Source organism: Atopobium sp. oral taxon 810 str. F0209 (assembly GCF_000466405.1).
Classification (GTDB): Bacteria; Actinomycetota; Coriobacteriia; order Coriobacteriales; family Atopobiaceae; genus Olegusella.
Window position 1 is genome coordinate 17,417 of sequence record NZ_KE952970.1, and the last position, 16,054, is coordinate 33,470.

General features: G+C 50.7%; 14 protein-coding genes. 2 read left to right on the forward strand and 12 right to left on the reverse strand.

The genetic code is table 11. The annotated features are described in order from the left end of the window. The first annotated feature begins 74 nt into the window (after nucleotides 1-74). The gene (locus HMPREF9069_RS08345; protein ID WP_051317838.1) at nucleotides 75-1,172 is read left to right on the forward strand and encodes an LCP family protein; all 1,098 of its coding nucleotides are present in this window, start codon (nucleotides 75-77) and stop codon (nucleotides 1,170-1,172) included. A 103-nt stretch (nucleotides 1,173-1,275) separates the two neighbouring features. Here HMPREF9069_RS08345 and ychF read toward each other — a convergent pair whose 3' ends face one another. The 11 genes from ychF to HMPREF9069_RS08400 all read right to left on the reverse strand — a co-directional run bounded on the left by ychF (nucleotide 1,276) and on the right by HMPREF9069_RS08400 (nucleotide 13,492). Next, nucleotides 1,276-2,340 (reverse strand): redox-regulated ATPase YchF, encoded by a 1,065-nt coding sequence (ychF, locus tag HMPREF9069_RS08350; protein ID WP_021626835.1) that lies wholly within the window; start codon nucleotides 2,338-2,340, stop codon nucleotides 1,276-1,278. An 82-nt stretch (nucleotides 2,341-2,422) separates the two neighbouring features. Continuing rightward, nucleotides 2,423-3,697 carry a 4Fe-4S binding protein gene (locus HMPREF9069_RS08355; RefSeq protein ID WP_021626836.1) on the reverse strand — a complete coding sequence of 425 codons (1,275 nt, stop codon included), beginning with the start codon at nucleotides 3,695-3,697 and terminating at the stop codon, nucleotides 2,423-2,425. A gap of 78 nt (nucleotides 3,698-3,775) precedes the next feature. Further along, nucleotides 3,776-4,663, reverse strand: a complete 888-nt coding sequence (locus HMPREF9069_RS08360; protein ID WP_021626837.1) for a GRP family sugar transporter — start codon at nucleotides 4,661-4,663, stop codon at nucleotides 3,776-3,778. A 96-nt stretch (nucleotides 4,664-4,759) separates the two neighbouring features. Further along, the gene (locus HMPREF9069_RS08365) at nucleotides 4,760-6,091 is read right to left on the reverse strand and encodes a pyrimidine-nucleoside phosphorylase (RefSeq protein WP_021626838.1); all 1,332 of its coding nucleotides are present in this window, start codon (nucleotides 6,089-6,091) and stop codon (nucleotides 4,760-4,762) included. Further along, nucleotides 6,088-6,531 (reverse strand): cytidine deaminase, encoded by a 444-nt coding sequence (locus tag HMPREF9069_RS08370; protein ID WP_021626839.1) that lies wholly within the window; start codon nucleotides 6,529-6,531, stop codon nucleotides 6,088-6,090. The genes HMPREF9069_RS08365 and HMPREF9069_RS08370 overlap by 4 nt, the downstream gene beginning before the upstream one ends. A gap of 163 nt (nucleotides 6,532-6,694) precedes the next feature. Continuing rightward, nucleotides 6,695-7,615 (reverse strand): ABC transporter permease, encoded by a 921-nt coding sequence (locus tag HMPREF9069_RS08375; RefSeq protein ID WP_021626840.1) that lies wholly within the window; start codon nucleotides 7,613-7,615, stop codon nucleotides 6,695-6,697. After that, nucleotides 7,608-8,738, reverse strand: a complete 1,131-nt coding sequence (locus HMPREF9069_RS08380) for an ABC transporter permease (RefSeq protein ID WP_021626841.1) — start codon at nucleotides 8,736-8,738, stop codon at nucleotides 7,608-7,610. Before HMPREF9069_RS08380 ends, HMPREF9069_RS08375 begins: the two co-directional genes overlap by 8 nt. After that, entirely contained in the window at nucleotides 8,735-10,264 is a 1,530-nt protein-coding gene (locus HMPREF9069_RS08385) for an ABC transporter ATP-binding protein (protein ID WP_021626842.1), read from the reverse strand. The genes HMPREF9069_RS08380 and HMPREF9069_RS08385 overlap by 4 nt, the downstream gene beginning before the upstream one ends. An 83-nt stretch (nucleotides 10,265-10,347) precedes the next feature. Next, a complete protein-coding gene (locus HMPREF9069_RS08390; protein WP_021626843.1) occupies nucleotides 10,348-11,415 on the reverse strand; it encodes a BMP family lipoprotein in 1,068 nt (355 codons plus the stop codon). 159 nt (nucleotides 11,416-11,574) lie between these two features. After that, a complete protein-coding gene (gene deoD / locus HMPREF9069_RS08395; RefSeq protein ID WP_021626844.1) occupies nucleotides 11,575-12,297 on the reverse strand; it encodes a purine-nucleoside phosphorylase in 723 nt (240 codons plus the stop codon). Continuing rightward, a complete protein-coding gene (locus HMPREF9069_RS08400; RefSeq protein ID WP_021626845.1) occupies nucleotides 12,290-13,492 on the reverse strand; it encodes a phosphopentomutase in 1,203 nt (400 codons plus the stop codon). The genes deoD and HMPREF9069_RS08400 overlap by 8 nt, the downstream gene beginning before the upstream one ends. Before the next feature lie 334 nt (nucleotides 13,493-13,826). Between HMPREF9069_RS08400 and HMPREF9069_RS08405 the strand changes: the two genes are divergently transcribed. Further along, entirely contained in the window at nucleotides 13,827-14,936 is a 1,110-nt protein-coding gene (locus tag HMPREF9069_RS08405; RefSeq protein WP_021626846.1) for a PfkB family carbohydrate kinase, read from the forward strand. 7 nt (nucleotides 14,937-14,943) lie between these two features. Here HMPREF9069_RS08405 and deoC read toward each other — a convergent pair whose 3' ends face one another. Then, nucleotides 14,944-15,582: a deoxyribose-phosphate aldolase gene (deoC, locus tag HMPREF9069_RS08410; RefSeq protein ID WP_021626847.1), complete on the reverse strand. Its 639-nt coding sequence runs from the start codon at nucleotides 15,580-15,582 to the stop codon at nucleotides 14,944-14,946. Nucleotides 15,583-16,054: the final 472 nt, after the last annotated feature.

The window sequence follows — 16,054 nt, forward strand, 5'->3', positions numbered from 1 at the left end:
AGGCTTTGCGCGGTTTATCTGCATCAACGGCTTTTTACGCGCAGACGCTCGGACAAGCGACATGGGAGGCTGTTTTGTCTCGCAAACACAAGCAGCTTGATGCTACAGACACGGCGCAGGAGTATTCACGATCTGATGCCACCGCCAAATATATGAAAAAGAGACACAAGAGGACTCGTCGCCACGTTTTTGCAGTCGTTGCAGTGACGCTTGTAGTTTCGCTTTTTGCCTTTGTCGGCGTTGCTTGGGCTTATATCAATGGCATTAACTCCCGCCTTGCCCGCGGTGTTAGCCAGGATACCTTAAGCGCTCTAACCGAGGTACAAGATGGAGAGCCCTTCTACATCCTTCTGCTTGGTATCGACAAAGACCAGCATCGCGCCAATGGTACTGAATACGGCCCTTCCGATAGTAGCTATCGCTCTGACTCCATCATGCTCGCACGCGTTGACCCCAAAGAAATTAAAGTGACCCTAGTTTCGATTCACCGCGATATTCTTGTCGATTTAGATGAATATGGTCAGCAAAAGATTAATGCTGCCTTTACCTTTGGCGGTGCCCCTTACTCCATCAAGACTATCGAGAAGCTTGCAGGCGTCAAGATTTCCCACTATGCCGAAGTTGACATGGATGGTCTGACAAAGGTTGTAGACACCGTTGGGGGTATCGACGTTGACTTACCCGTCGATGTAAAAGATTCCGAATACACTGGCATTGACCTTAAGAAAGGTCATCAGCACATCAACGGTAAGGAAGCAACGCTATTGTGTCGCGCACGCCATGCCTATGACGAGTACGGCGATGGTGACCGTTATCGCGCTGCCAACCAGCGCATGGTCATTGCAGCTGTAGTTAAAAAAGTCTTGCGCAGCGACCCCGGCACGATGACAGCTGCAATTTCAAGCATGGCTGATATGGTTAGCACCGATATGAATGTCAACTCTATCTTGTGTCTTGCTACCTCAATGTCCAGCCTTGATGTAGATAAAAATGTGATGGGAGGTATGACCCCCACCACTTCCGATGATTCGACAGGTATCTGGTATGAGATTTTGGATGTCGATGCGTGGCAGCACATGATGGAACGTGTTGACCAGGGCTTGAGTCCCTACGACGGCAATAGCTATGACGATACCGCTGGCATTGCCGCAAAGATAGACAAAAAAGACTAGCCCCAATTAACCTCAGGACACAAACAAAAAATGCGGTACCGCGAGGTGCCGCATTTTTGTGTACAAAAAATGCCAGATAACGTCCGTGTTTAAAGCTAAGTACCTAGACGTTAAACATGAATTCCATTACGTCACCATCTTGGACGACGTAATCTTTGCCTTCCATGCGCATGCGGCCCGCCTCGCGGGCACCAGCTTCACCGCCCAATGCAACATAATCATCAAAGCTAATCGTACGCGCTTTAATAAAGCCACGCTCAAAGTCAGAATGGATAACGCCGGCAGCCTCGGGAGCCTTGGCGCCAATGCGTACAGTCCACGCTTTGACTTCCTTCTCACCAGCAGTGAAATAGCTATGCAGTCCCAGCAGACGATATGCTGCCTGAGCCAATGTCTCCAATCCACTACGTTCCAAGCCCAGCGACTCAAGGTATTCAGCGGCCTCTGCCTCATCAAGCTCGGCAAGTTCTGCTTCTACCTCAGCACAGATGGGAATAGGTGTCTGTCCATTGATGGGGGCAGGTGTCTCAGCAACCTTGTCCTCATCGACGTTTGCCACATAAAGCATGGGCTTCATTGAGAGCAAAAACAGGTCATGTGCTGCAGCACGCTCTTCATCGCTCATATCAAGATCAGCCGCACGCTTGCCCTCGCCAAGCCAGTCCTGCAGACGCTTTGCAATAGCAAGGTTGGGAGCCTTTTCTTTATCGCGCTTTGCTTCTTTCTCAAGCTTGGGAATAGCGCGCTCAAGAGTCCCCAGATCGGCCAAGATGAGCTCTGTCTGGATGGTTTCCGCATCAGAAGCGGGGTCAACACGACCATCTACATGTACGACATCAGGATCAGAGAAATACCGCACAACCTCACAGATAGCATCTGTATTGCGGATGTTGGAAAGAAACTGATTGCCCAATCCCTCGCCTGCGTTTGCACCTTTAACCAGCCCTGCGATATCAACAAATTCAACGGTTGCTGGCACAATACGCGCTGGATGCACGATATCTGCTAGCTTTTGTAAACGCTCATCGGGTACATCGACAATACCGACATTAGGGTCGATAGTTGCAAAGGGATAGTTTGCCGCAAGGCCGCCTTTCTTGGTCAAAGCGGTAAAAAGAGTTGACTTACCGACGTTGGGCAATCCCACGATGCCGATAGAAAGGGCCATGCTACTACTCCTTGTCTGTTCGCCCGCCTCTGCGGACACACTCCTTGTATGGTCTTTATCAGACCAGCGCAATTAATCCAAGCTATTCCGATTTGCTCAACTCGTCCGCAAAAGTCTCAAGCGCAGAAAGTCCCGTCTTTAACATCTTTTTACTCTTCTTTTTGGCAGCCTGAATCTGCGCCCGCTGTTTTGCCACCTGTTCGGCAGCAGGATCAGGCACAATCATCTCGCTTGAGTTAATGCGTTTCATCTCTAAGGCATGTTCTGGACACACTTGCACGCATGCACCACAGTTAACGCAGTAGGTAGGCTCCACCGAGAAATGCCCTGCTGCATCCAAACTGCAGGCGCGAACAGGGCAAACCTTAACGCAGTCACCACAAACCGTGCAACGCGATGCATCACACGCGGGGACTTCCCAAACCATTCTGTCAGCAAGTTCGGGATGGAACTGTAGCGTTGACAACACCAACTTGCGCTTTTGGGTAAGCTGACGGCGACGTAGCTCTTCATTTTTCATGCCAGTAACCTGCTCAAGCGTGCGCTGCAGGGTATTAATCTGATTGCTATGCGCCTTGATACGATTGGCAACCGCCTGTACACCAGAAACTGCAGGATTACCAGCTGTAACTAGTGTTGTACCCGCCTGAGCCATGCTACTAATAAACTGACGACGCTTGAATGCACGGCTCTGCTCATGAGTCATGTCGGCCTCGTCAACCTCAAGCCCCACGCTAAAAATTGAATGCTCTTCACCTTCTGCAATCGCTTCGGAATAATACTCTTCGCCCGTAACAGTACGACAGCGATCGCAAATGCCCAACGGCAGATAGACACTGATATTGGAATACTCTGCAAGCAAAGAAAACCACAGTTCCGAGGGTATAACACCCACACAGGGAAGCAGAACCTCATTGTCTTTGGGCAGACGCCCCAAGGCACGTGTGCAGGTCACATAGCAATCGTCATAGGTGCTTGCCACACGAGCAATTTCATCGTACAAATTACGCGCCATCTGGCGACGAGCAATAAATGCTTCGGTGGGACACGCAGCAATACAGAGTCCACACTTACGACAGTTATCCTCAACGATGACCTTCTTGCCATCATAGGTAATGGCTGCAACAGGGCACACCCGAGCGCAGCGGTCACACACATCCTGACCATCAGAGGTCGAACGAAGGCAAGAGGGCAAGCTAATACGCGGTTTATCCTTGTAATCAGCGGGGTTGTAATGAGGAATCGCATCAGGATCGCCCATCAGCTGATCGGCAACATTGCCTAAAGGATTGCGAACAGCCTGAAAATTATCTTGCAGATCGATGATTTCATCAATCATGTCGCGCTCTTTAGCCATACCACTCCCCCTCTCACATAACGTACGACAAAGATTAATTGTAGCAGCGTAGAAGAAGTAAAAATGGCTGGGAACAACCTAGCCTTTGGTAAATCCAATAAGGATACCGCCCAGCGCAACCAAGGTCATCCCCGCAATTACCAGCTTGAGGCCTCGCGCAGAGCGACGTTCGTGCAGCAAAATCAAGCCTCCCAGCGTGGAAACAATGACATTTAGCTGAGAGAGTGTCCAGCCAACCGCTAGACCATTGAGTTGATTGGATATCAATACGCAGGCATTACCCGCAGCAAAAAAGGCTCCAGAACCAAGATTTTGCCAGGTCTTGCGTCCAAAAAGTGCTTCATCTGAGCCAAATAATTTCCACTTACACATAGGCAGACCAATTAATGCTGTTGTCACCACCATAAAGAGTGCCTGTGGAAAAAGCAGATCAAGCCCGTCAACAGCAAAAAGATTTCCTGATGCAGCATAACTCACGTAAAACGCCGAAGATGCAATAACAAGAAGAAGCCCATGGGCGCCTGAGTTGCTCTGCTTGTCATTTTCAGCTTTGTCAGGACGTGATGAGAGAAAAACACCCAGAATAACCAGTACCAATGCAATGCAGCCCACCAACAACTGACCTTCGCGGCGCCACTCGCCCAAAAATAAGACACCCACCGCAGAGGCGCCAAGTAGTTGCAGACCAGTAGAAATTGGTGCTGCACGAGAGACGCCCAACGCGTCAAAGCTCTTGATAAGCAAAATCTCTGCAAAGCTCCAAGAAATGCCATTGACTGCTGCTGCCAACAACAAAGTTACAGACCACAGAGGAGGTCGCACTATCAACATCACAACTGAGACCGCGAGCGCAGCTAGCACCATACCCATCTGCTTGTTGGTAGCGTTGCCCCCGATAAGTTGCATTACTGGACCAATCATGCCAAAACCAAAAGCCGGTATCAGTCCCACAAGAAGTGCGAGCATCCATCCCCCATCTGCAACAGACAACAAAAGAACCTATAAGGATACAAAAAGAGACGCACCAGTAAACAACCACCAGCGCGTCTCCATTCGAAAAGTTTAGGCGTCCAAACGCTCAACACCATTACGCGTTACACGTGCATGGAATAGAGGAATTGCCTTCGGCTGCTCAGGACGAATATCCAAAGCAGAACGGAAGACACGCTCACCCTCATCACAAAGCTGTTCTGTCGCCGCATAAAGCGTTGCCAACACATCGCCTTCGGCGATAGCATCTCCGCTCTTCTTGGCCAGAACAATGCCCGCAGAATAATCAATGGAATCTTCCTTCTTGGCACGACCTGCACCAAGCGCAACAGAAGCGATGCCACAGCGCTCGGTATCCATTGCGTAGAGATAACCAGCTTCCTTGGCAAGAACCTCACGCTTGATGCGGGGTTCAACTAACTGCTCAAAGGGGTTATCAAGCAGTGCTGCATTGCCACCTTGGGCAGCAACCATATCCTTGAGCTTTGCCAAGCCGCAACCATTAGCAATCTGCTGACGTGCAAGCGCGCGGCACTCTTCCATCTCGCCCTTGCCTGCAAGATAAAGCATGTTGCCTGCCAGCTCGATGCAGATATCGGTAAGGTCCTTGGGGCCCTTGCCCTGCAGCGTTGCAGCGGCTTCAGCCACTTCAAGAGCATTACCAATGCAATTGCCCAGAGGGCGACCCATATCGGTAATCATGGCAACCGTAGTACGACCCACATGCTCACCAATCTCGACCATAGCCTGTGCCAGCGCAATGGCGTCATCGACGGTCTTCATAAAGGCACCGCTACCGCATTTAACGTCGAGCAAAATCTTGTCAGAACCAGCGGCAATCTTTTTGCTCATAATGCTCGAAGCAATGAGCGGCAGACTATCCACCGTTGCCGTAACGTCGCGCAGCGCATACAGCTTCTTATCGGCAGGAACAAGATTGCCCGTCTGACCAATGATGGCCACGCCAACCTTGCTGACAATCTCAACAAAACGGTCACGCTCAACCGAGGTTGAAAGACCAGGGATAGACTCCAACTTGTCTAAGGTGCCACCCGTATGACCCAAGCCTCGACCACTCATCTTTGCAGTCTTCACGCCTAGGGAGGCAACAAGAGGAGCAATGACCAGCGAGGTTTTGTCACCAACACCACCAGTAGAATGCTTATCTACCTTAATGCCAGGGATGTCAGAGAGATCAACAACATCTCCCGAAGCTACCATATCCATGGTCAGTGTCGCGGTCTCATGAGGTGTCATGCCACGGAAGTAAATAGCCATACACAATGCTGATGCCTGATAGTCAGGAATATCACCCGATACATAGCCATCAACAAAGAACTTGATCTGCTCGTCAGTTAGCTCTCCACCATTGCGTTTGGTCTCAATGATGTCGTACATCCTCATTGGGCATTCGCCTCCTTTTGCGCTGCCACCTCAAGATCTTGAGGTCCAAAACCCAATGGCAGCAAATCTTTTAGTAGATACGTTTTGATTTCGCTCTCAGAGCATGCAAGCACAATCTCAAAGGTCTCGGGGTCACAAAACTCACGCATAACCTGGCGACACACGCCACAAGGAGCGCACCAATCGCTAATGGGCAAACCCGCTGCTCCGCCCACAATGGCGATAGCTGAAAATGTATTGCAACCCTCGCTCACCGCTTTGAAAAATGCTGTGCGCTCTGCACAATTGGTGGGGGTATAGGATGCATTTTCAATATTGCAGCCGTGCCACAAGCTGCCATCAGCACCCAGCAGCGCTGCCCCTACCGCAAAATGTGAATATGGCGTATATGCCTTTTCACGTGCAGCGATAGCTTCTTTAACTAAAGCCTGCTTGTCCATCTGCTACCTCCCAAACAAATACCCGTCCCGCCTAAGTGGCCGAGACGGGCAAGAATTCCTAAGCAAACTTCAACAGCTGATTCTAGGCAACGACCGCCCTTGCAGGAAGGGGGTGAGCAAGTGCGGCCGTGCCTTATAATCACACTCGGAAGCCCCTGTGGTCTTAGCGACTACCCTTCAAATAGGGCACGCCATCTGCCTTGGGAGCAGCGGAGCGACCAACAAAGAGAACCAACACGATGATGGTCAGTACATAGGGCAGCATTGCCATAAGCTGGCTGGGGATAGCAATGCTTCCACCACCAAGAACCACGGTCAGAGCCTGAGCCAAGCCAAAGAGCAGGCAGGCACCATAAGCGCCGTGGGGCTTCCATTTACCAAAAATGACGGCGGCAAGTGCGATGAAGCCCTGGCCACTAATAGCTGTCTGGGTAAACTGAGAAACGATTGCGAGCGTGACGGAAGCGCCACCAAAACCAGCAAGCATGCCCGAAATCAACACGCAAATAAAACGCGTGCGTTCGACATTAATGCCCAGCGTATCAGCGGCTGCAGGGTGCTCGCCAACAGCACGAATACGCAGACCCCACTTGGTCTTGTATAGAACAAACCACATAATGAGAGCTGCAGCAAAACCCAAAGCAACTGTCACGTCAACATTGAGACTGGCATAAGGAGTGCCATTAAGTGCGCCTTCGCCAAAGAGCTTGGGTAAAGTAGTGCACACGGGCGTCATAGCTGCATTGTCAAAGAGACGACGGCAAAAGAACAGAGCAATACCAGGCGCCAGCAAGTTAATAGCAACACCGGATACGGTCTGATCAGCATGGAAGGTTACCGATGCACCCGCATGCAACAAGGCAATAGCAGCGCCAGCAATACCTGCCATCAAGAAGCCCAACCAAGGGTTGCCAGTAAAATACGAAACGGCAGAGGCGGTAAAAGCACCTACAACCATCATGCCTTCGATACCGATATTGACAACACCAGATCGCTCGGAGATGACACCCGACAGAGAGCCAAAGACTAGCGGAGTGGAGTACATCAGAGTAATTCCGATAAGAAGCAGCAAGCTATTAAGCATTTTCGGCCCCCTTCGACTTGCGCTCGAGCCTATCAGCAATCATGGGGACAATCTGCGAGAGTGCCATAAGGAACACAATCGTGCCAATCATGATGTTAATGATGTCAGATGGTGCACCCATAACCTGCTGAACACTCTGACCACCATAGATGAGACCACTGAAAAGCAAACCAGCAAAAATGCAGCCAATGGGCGAGGAACCAGCAATAAAGGCAACGGACAAGCCGTTAAAGCCGTTGTTCTCAAAGGCAGCAAGCGTCGAGATATTATGAGGCTCAAGACCCGTCACAGACAGCGCACCAGCAAGGCCGCAGAGAGCACCCGAGATAAGCATGCAGGTCACAATATTGCGGTTGACGTTAATACCTGCAAACTGAGCAGCCTCACGATTGAGACCAACAGCGCGCATCTCATAGCCAATTTTGGTGCGCTTAAGCAGCACGGCAATCAGAATGGCAGCGGCAACTGCAATGAGAATGCCGATATTGACGTCTGTCTTGACCAGCACTTCATAAAGCCAAGGTGTACCACTCAAGGCATTAAGACCTTCTTCCGAAAGTTTCCACTGAGGAAGGATCATCGTGTAACTGGAGGGATTCACTGGGAAGGTACTTGTAGACTCAGGCTGGTGGAAAGTCTGGGTGTTGACAACAAAGTTGCAGAGATAAAGGCTAATCCAGTTAAACATAATGCTGGTAATAACCTCATTAATACCAAACCTAGCTTTGAGCCAACCAACCGCAGCTCCGCCTAGGGCGCCGCCAAGGGTGCCTGCCAAGATAACCAGAGGAATCTGTAGCAAGGGTGGAAGATTAAAGGTCACGCCAACAATAACAGCACAGATCGTACCAAGGATATACTGCCCCTCAGCACCAATATTGAAAAGGCCTGTTTTGAAAGCAAAGGCAACAGCCGTGCCAGTCAGGATGATTGGCGTCGCCTTGATGATGACGTTAGAAATGTACTTGGGACGACCAATCATGCCATTAAACATGGCAGCAAAAGAAGGACCAGGTGCATATCCGGCAGCAGCCAGAACAATCGCTGCAATAATAAAACCTACAACAATTGCCAAAATCGAAGCGGCAATTGGCTTTCTCAGGAGCTTAACTATCGTTTTCATTCGTTGCCTCCTCCTGCCATCAGGAGACCAACCTGCTCCTCGGTGACCGTTCCCTGAGCAAAGCTGCCTACGATTTGGCCGTCATGAATAACAGCGATGGTGTCCGAAACGTCCATAACCTCATCGAGTTCGAGCGAGACAAGCAGAATTGCTGCACCACGATCACGCTCGCGAATCAGCGCCTTATGCACAAATTCGATAGCGCCAACATCGAGACCACGTGTAGGCTGTACCGCAACAAGCAAATCAGGCTCGCTAGAAACTTCGCGAGCAATAATGACTTTTTGCTGGTTGCCGCCCGAAAGACCAGATGCGGTGTGCGTCTCGCAGCCCTCAGGACGAATGTCATATTCTTCGATTAGGCCACGGGTGAACTCCTCAACTTTGGCAAGGTCAAGCATGATGCCATGACCAAACTGCTCTTCGTTGTGGCGTTCAAGAACTGCGTTTTCAGCAACAGTAAAGGGCAAAACCAAACCCCAACGGTGACGATCAGAAGGTACCGTGGCAACACGGGTGTCAATGGTCGTTTTTGGAGTGGTGTTTTGGATTTGCTTGCCCTTAATCTCGATGGTGCCTGCTTCAGCATGGACGAGATTATCGATAGCATCGACAAATTCCTTCTGGCCATTACCATCAATACCAGCAATACCCACGATTTCGCCAGCGCGTACATCAAGATTGAGGCCTTTAACAACCTCAATACCACGATCGTCCTTGACGTGTAGATCACGGATGGACAAGACAGTCTCACCAGGATTGGCAGGACCCTTATCAACAGACAGGTTGACATGGCGGCCAACCATCTTGGAAGCCAACTCAGTCTCGTTGGTCTTTGAGACATCAACGGTACCCATGTAGCGACCACGACGAATGATGGTACATTCGTCAGCAGAAGACATAATCTCCTTGAGCTTGTGCGTGATGATAATGATGGTCTTACCCTTGCTTACCAAATCACGCATGATTTTGATGAGCTGCTCAATCTCCTGTGGAGTCAAAACTGCCGTCGGCTCATCCAAAATCAGAGTATCGGCACCACGATAAAGTGCTTTTAGAATCTCGACACGCTGCTGCATGCCGACAGTAATATCCTCAATTAATGCGTCAGGATCGACCTCGAGACCATACTCCTCGACAATCTTGACAACTTCTTGGCGTGCCTTGGCCATATCGAGTACGCCTGCGCCAGAGCAGACCTCTTCACCAAGGACGATATTTTCGGTAACTGTAAAGTTTTCTACCAGCATAAAGTGCTGGTGAACCATGCCAATGCCATGTTTGATGGCTTCGGTAGGACTAGTAATGCTGACCCTCTCACCGTTGAGAAAAACATCTCCTCCATCAGCCTGGTAGAGTCCATATAGGACATTCATGAGCGTGGACTTGCCAGCACCATTTTCTCCCAGGATTGCATGGATTGACTGCTTTTTCACGTCGAGGTCAACCCCGTCAAGAGCTCGGAATGACCCGAACACCTTGACTATGCCATGCATCTGCACAGCGTAATCTGGACCGACTTCCATGTTCTCCCCCTGCGACACATTCGACAAGCGGGGCACCTCGCACTATGTCCGAGGTGCCCCGCCCCAGCGTTACGAGCTATGACTTAAAGAGTCTTGATGTACTCGTCATAGGTCTCCTTGTTGAAAGGAGGCTTGATGTCGCCAGCTTTGATCTTATCGCCGAGTTCGATGGCTGCCTTGTAAACCTCGTCATCAATGAGCTTGTGCTCTTCAGGGATGCCTACGCAATCCTCAGAGAAGCCCAGGTCAATATTGGTGCCACCCTCAATGTCGCCAGCCTGAATCTTAGTGGAAACCTCAACGATAGCCTTGTCAACACGCTTCAGGGCAGAGCTAATGACATTGTCGGGAGCAAGGTAAGCCTGATCGCGGTCAACACCGATAGCAAACTTATTGGCTTCCTTAGCAGCCTCGATAACGCCTGCGCCAACGCCGCCTGCTGCGTGGAAGACTACATCGCAGCCACTGGAATACATCTTAGAAGCAATAGCCTTGCCCTTTGCGGAGTCAGAGAAGCTGTCAGCATACTGACCCTGGACCTCAACATTGGTGCCCTGCTCCTTGTTGGCATAAGCAACGCCAGCCTGATAACCATAATCAAACTGATCGATAACAACACCGGAGATACCGCCGACAAAGCCAACCTTGTTGGTCTTGGTGGTACGAGCGGCAATATAGCCCATGAGGAAAGAAGGCTCCTGAGCACGGAAGGTAACACCGATGAGGTTCTTGGGTGCATCCTCAAATGCATTGTCGATAACGGCAAACTGCACCTCAGGGTTGGTCTTTGCGGAGTGAGCAACAGCGTCAGCCATTGCAAAACCAATGCCCCAAACGAGGTTGGAACCATCGTCGACTGCCTTGTCGAGGTTGGTAGCGTAGTCGGATTCCTGCTTGGACTCAATATACTGAACGGTCCAGCCATTGTCCTTCTCCAGCTGCTGCAGGCCCTCCCAAGAGCTCTGGTTGAAGGATTGGTCAGAGACACCACCTGTGTCGGTAACCATCTCGATCTTGTAGTCCTTGCCGCTCTTGCCAGCGTCAGCGGAACCAGTACCACCAGCGTTGCCGCCGCCGCATGCCGTCAGACCAGCGGTTACTGCGAAAGCCGCTGCGGTGCCCAGAAAGTGCCTGCGCGAAATGTCCTGCATAGTAGTTCCCTTCTTTCTAAAACCTTACTTTGGGGCCCCAGCCCCCCAATATGATTTCCATGGGTTTTGCTTCCCATGTAAAGCCAAATATACGAACATCTGCGTCACAGGGCAGACGCTCGAATGCAGCCAACCGACCAGACCAGCTGTTGTAATCCCTTACTTCTCAGGAATAGCCAAAGACAAGGCAACCTCCATCATCTGTGTAAAGCTGGTCTGCCTCTCCTCAGCAGGAAGTGCCTCGCCAGACAACGGCAGGTCAGAGACGGTAAGCAAGCAGAGCGCGCGCTTCTTTGCATAGGCAGCGTTGAGATAGAGAGCCGCTGCTTCCATTTCGACAGCAAGAACGCCCATGGATGCCCAACGCTCGTTGACCGTGGGATCTGCATTGTAGAAAGCATCTGCAGACAGTACATTACCGACACGTGTAGGAACACCCAGTTCCTCGGCCTTGTTGACAGCACGACGGAGCAAATCGTAGTCGGCAATAGGAGCATACGTACCTGGCATGTTGAACTGTGCCGCGTAGTTGGAATCGGTGCAGGCTCCCATACCAATTACCAAGTCACGAAGCTGCACACCCTCAGCAAGACCACCCGCGCTACCAATGCGAATAATCTGATCAACATCGTAGAAGTTAAAAAGCTCGTAGGTATAAATACCTACGGAAGGAATGCCCATACCGCCACCCATAACCGAGACAGGCTGTCCCTGGTAGGTGCCCGTGAACCCAAGCATATTACGAACGGTATTAAAGCAGGTCACATCCTCAAGATAGTGCTCTGCCACATACTGTGCGCGCAGGGGGTCACCCGGCATAAGGACGGTCTTTGCAATCTGACCCTCAAGGGCAGCATTGTGCGGAGTCGGTACATTAGGCATTATCAGCAACCTCCAAGATATCGCCCAAACGAGACGTGCCATTTTCAAGAGCAGGAACACCCAGGTAGTCAAGAACAGTGGCAGAAACATCAGCAAACGTAGTGCTGGTACCAAGGTTGGCACCAGAACGCACCTGAGGGCCTGCGATAACCCAAGGTACATACTCGCGGGAATGGTCAGTTGAAGGTGTCACAGGATCACAGCCGTGGTCAGCGGACACCATAAAGAGATCGCCTTCGCGAAGTTTGCCAAGAATGGTCGGCATGTGCTCATCAAAATAAGCCAGCGCCTTGGCATAACCATCAACATCGTTGCGGTGACCATAAATCATGTCGGTATCAACAAGGTTGACAAAGCAAAGGCCCTCAAAGTCGCGATCAAGCAGTTCGATAGTGCGGTCGATACCCTCGGGATTGCCCGTAGTAGGGATGGACTCTTTGATGCCACGGTGAGCAAAAATGTCATAAATCTTGCCAACAGAGATAACGTCAACGCCAGCCTTGGTCAGAGCATCGAGCATAGTCTCGCCCGTAGGCTCCAGCGAGAAGTCATGACGACGCGGGGTTCTGGTGTAGGAGCCTTCCTCACCAATAAAGGGACGAGCAATAACACGGGCAACTGCATGCTTGCCAGTCAAAATCTTGCGAGCAATGCGGCAATACTCGTAGAGCTGCTCGCAGGAAACAACATCCTCGTGTGCGGCAATCTGGAAGACACTGTCAGCAGAGGTGTAGACAATCAGCGAGCCAGTCTCAACCATCTCGCGGCCATAGTCACGAATAACATCCGTGCCAGAATAGGGCTTGTTGCAGAGAACCTTACGGCCAGTCTGGCGCTCAAACTCCTCAATGATCTCTGCGGGGAAACCATCAGGATAGGTCGGGAAACGCTCAGGTGAAATAACGCCTGCAAGTTCCCAGTGACCAACAGTGGTGTCCTTGCCCTTGGAAGCCTCACGCAGGCGACCAAATGCGCCGGTAGGTGCATCAACAGGCTTAAGATCTACGTCATAGACGGAATCAAGCGCACCATCGATATTAAACAAGCCAAGCTTTTGAAGATTGGGCATGGAGAAGTGGGGGCTGGTTGCGCATGCACAAAGAGTATTGCTGCCCTCGTCACCGTACTCTGGAGCATCAGGCTCTTCGCCAATACCAAAGCTATCCAGCACAACAATAAAGACCCTCTTCTTCATCCAATCACCTTGCCCTCAGATTTTGTCGTGACATATGTCCGCTTACAGAAATTGATACGACCTATAAAGCATATGTTTACTTACTCGTTTCTTCTACATTTCTCAAGTAGAAGGTAGGTTTTTTCCAGTAAGTGGTTGTTTAGGCAAGATTTTTTGATACAGCACGCGGAAATATACGGCATTTAAGCAGGTGTAAGGCTTGTCTTAATACTTGTTGAGAGCTTTATTTACTTAGCAATTGTGAGCGCTACTTTTCCATTTCTTTTCTCATATTTTTTGCTTTATGATAATACCCGTTTAGAGTACTAATCATTTGTTTATATCTGGAGGATAAATGATCACCGAACGCGAGCGTCAAATTTTGGGTTGGATACGCGAGAATCCCTCAATTACGCAAAAAGAATTAGCGGAGAAAGCTCAAATCTCCCGCTCGTCGGTGGCGGTCCATATCTCCAATCTGATGCGTAAAGGTGCCATTCGCGGGCGCCGTTATATTCTTGAGGAAAGTCCCTATATCGTTTCTATTGGTGCATCTCGCGTGGACGTGATTGGCTGGCCAGAGATGCAACACACGCTAGGCTCGGGCGATAATGGCTCAGACAGCCATCGAGGCATCGTGCGCACCGTTGTTAGTGGCACTGCTCATAACATTGCTCAAACTTTGGCACATCTTGACTGCCCTGTACGCTTGGTGTCTGTTTTTGGTGGTGACGACGAGGGTGAGCGCCTTATTGCCTCTTGCAAACGTGACGGTATCGACATAAGCGAATCCATGACGGCACGCGGCATGGAATCCGCTTCCAACGTTTTTTTAACTCGCCCTGATGGTACACGACAGCTTGTTCTCAGCGATTCAAAGGCATTTGATTTGCTCTCCCCCGACTACTTGGCAGAGCATCTTGCCACCATTAATCGAGCAGCAATCTGTATTGTTGAATCATCAGTACCGCAGGCCTCACGAGATTTTTTGTGGAAAAGCGTGCAAGTACCCATGGCGTATGTGTCATCTACCAGCAGAAATGGTATTCCCACAGAGACAGATTTGTCACGCCCAGACCTCATTAAGATTGACATTTCTACACTCGAAGCGCTTGTAGAGCGCATATTACCCAGCCTTATGGAGATAAAAATAGCAAGCTCTGAGGTATTGGCGCGTGGGCCTCGCGCAGTATTTGTATCGCTTGAGGACGGCGGATTGTTCTGCTTGGGCCAAGGCGAAGAAGCACATTTGCCCTGGGTAGGAGGTCCACTGCCACCCTCAGGAGAATTCCAAGATGCTTTGTCTGCCAGCATTATCTGGGGCTGGATCCAAGGATTTACGGCAAAAAAATGCGCCCAAGCAGGACTCGTAGCTGCTGCTTATCACGCTAACGCACGGGGTGCGACACGCGTAACACTTGACAGCAAAAGCTTGCGAGCCCGCTTGGGCGCAGAATCAGACTAGCTAGGGTTTAGCTTACGATTGCGATGCTTGCGCTTGTACCCAGACGATCAGCACCAGCTTCGACCATAGCCAAAGCCTCCTGCTGATTGTGGATACCACCAGCAGCCTTGATCTTGCAAGCGTCGCCTACGGTCTCACGCATCAGGCGAACATCCTCAATGGTAGCGCCGCCTGTGCTAAAGCCGGTGCTTGTCTTGACAAAGGCAGCACCAGCCTTGACGCAGTCCTGGCAAGCACGCACGATTTGATCGTGATCAAGCAGGCAGCACTCAAGAATGACCTTGACGGGGTGGCCCTCAGCAGCCTTGACGACTTCAGCAATGTCATTGATAACGTACTCGTCATCGCCATCAATAAGTTTGCCTACGTTGATAACCATGTCAATCTCGGTGGTGCCATCCAGCACCGCCTGGTGAGCCTCAGCGGCCTTGCCAGCGGTAGTCGCAGCACCCAGAGGGAAGCCGATGCAGGTGGTAACGCCTACGCCAGAATCACCCAAACGCTCAACAGCAAACTTGGTCCAGCAACCGTTGATAGAAACGGTAGCAAACTTGTACTCCATAGCCTCATCGCAGAGCTTGGCAAGATCTGCCTGAGTTGCATTGGCCTTAAGATTGGTGTGATCGATGCGCTCGTGAAGTTCCATACTTCTCTCCTTTTTCTCTGGTGGTATCGTGACGCGAGATTGTAGCGCCGACTAACAATGTACCGCCCCAATCCCCGTCAAACCTTCATGCAAATCAAAAGCAATCCTGCGCGAGCGGTACTATTTCACTCGCGAACGGTAGACCGCCTCAGCTTACTTTGACGTTTTGCTTATCCGACAAAATATTATCTAAAAAGGTCACCTATCCATCGTCTTAACTCGCACGGCTCTGCTTGCCAAACGCCACGTTCTGTTTCAGATTGCACGACCCCGCTTGCCAAACGCCACGTTCTATTTCAGACTGCACGGCCCTACGTACCAAAAGCCACACATCATTCCAACCTGCACTGCCCTGCTTGTCAAACGCCACATTCTGTTTCATTCGGGGCTGCTCTGCTTGTCAAAAGCCACGTTCTATTTCAGTCGGAGCGGCTCCGTTTGTCAAAAGCCACGTTCTATTTCAGAAAAAATG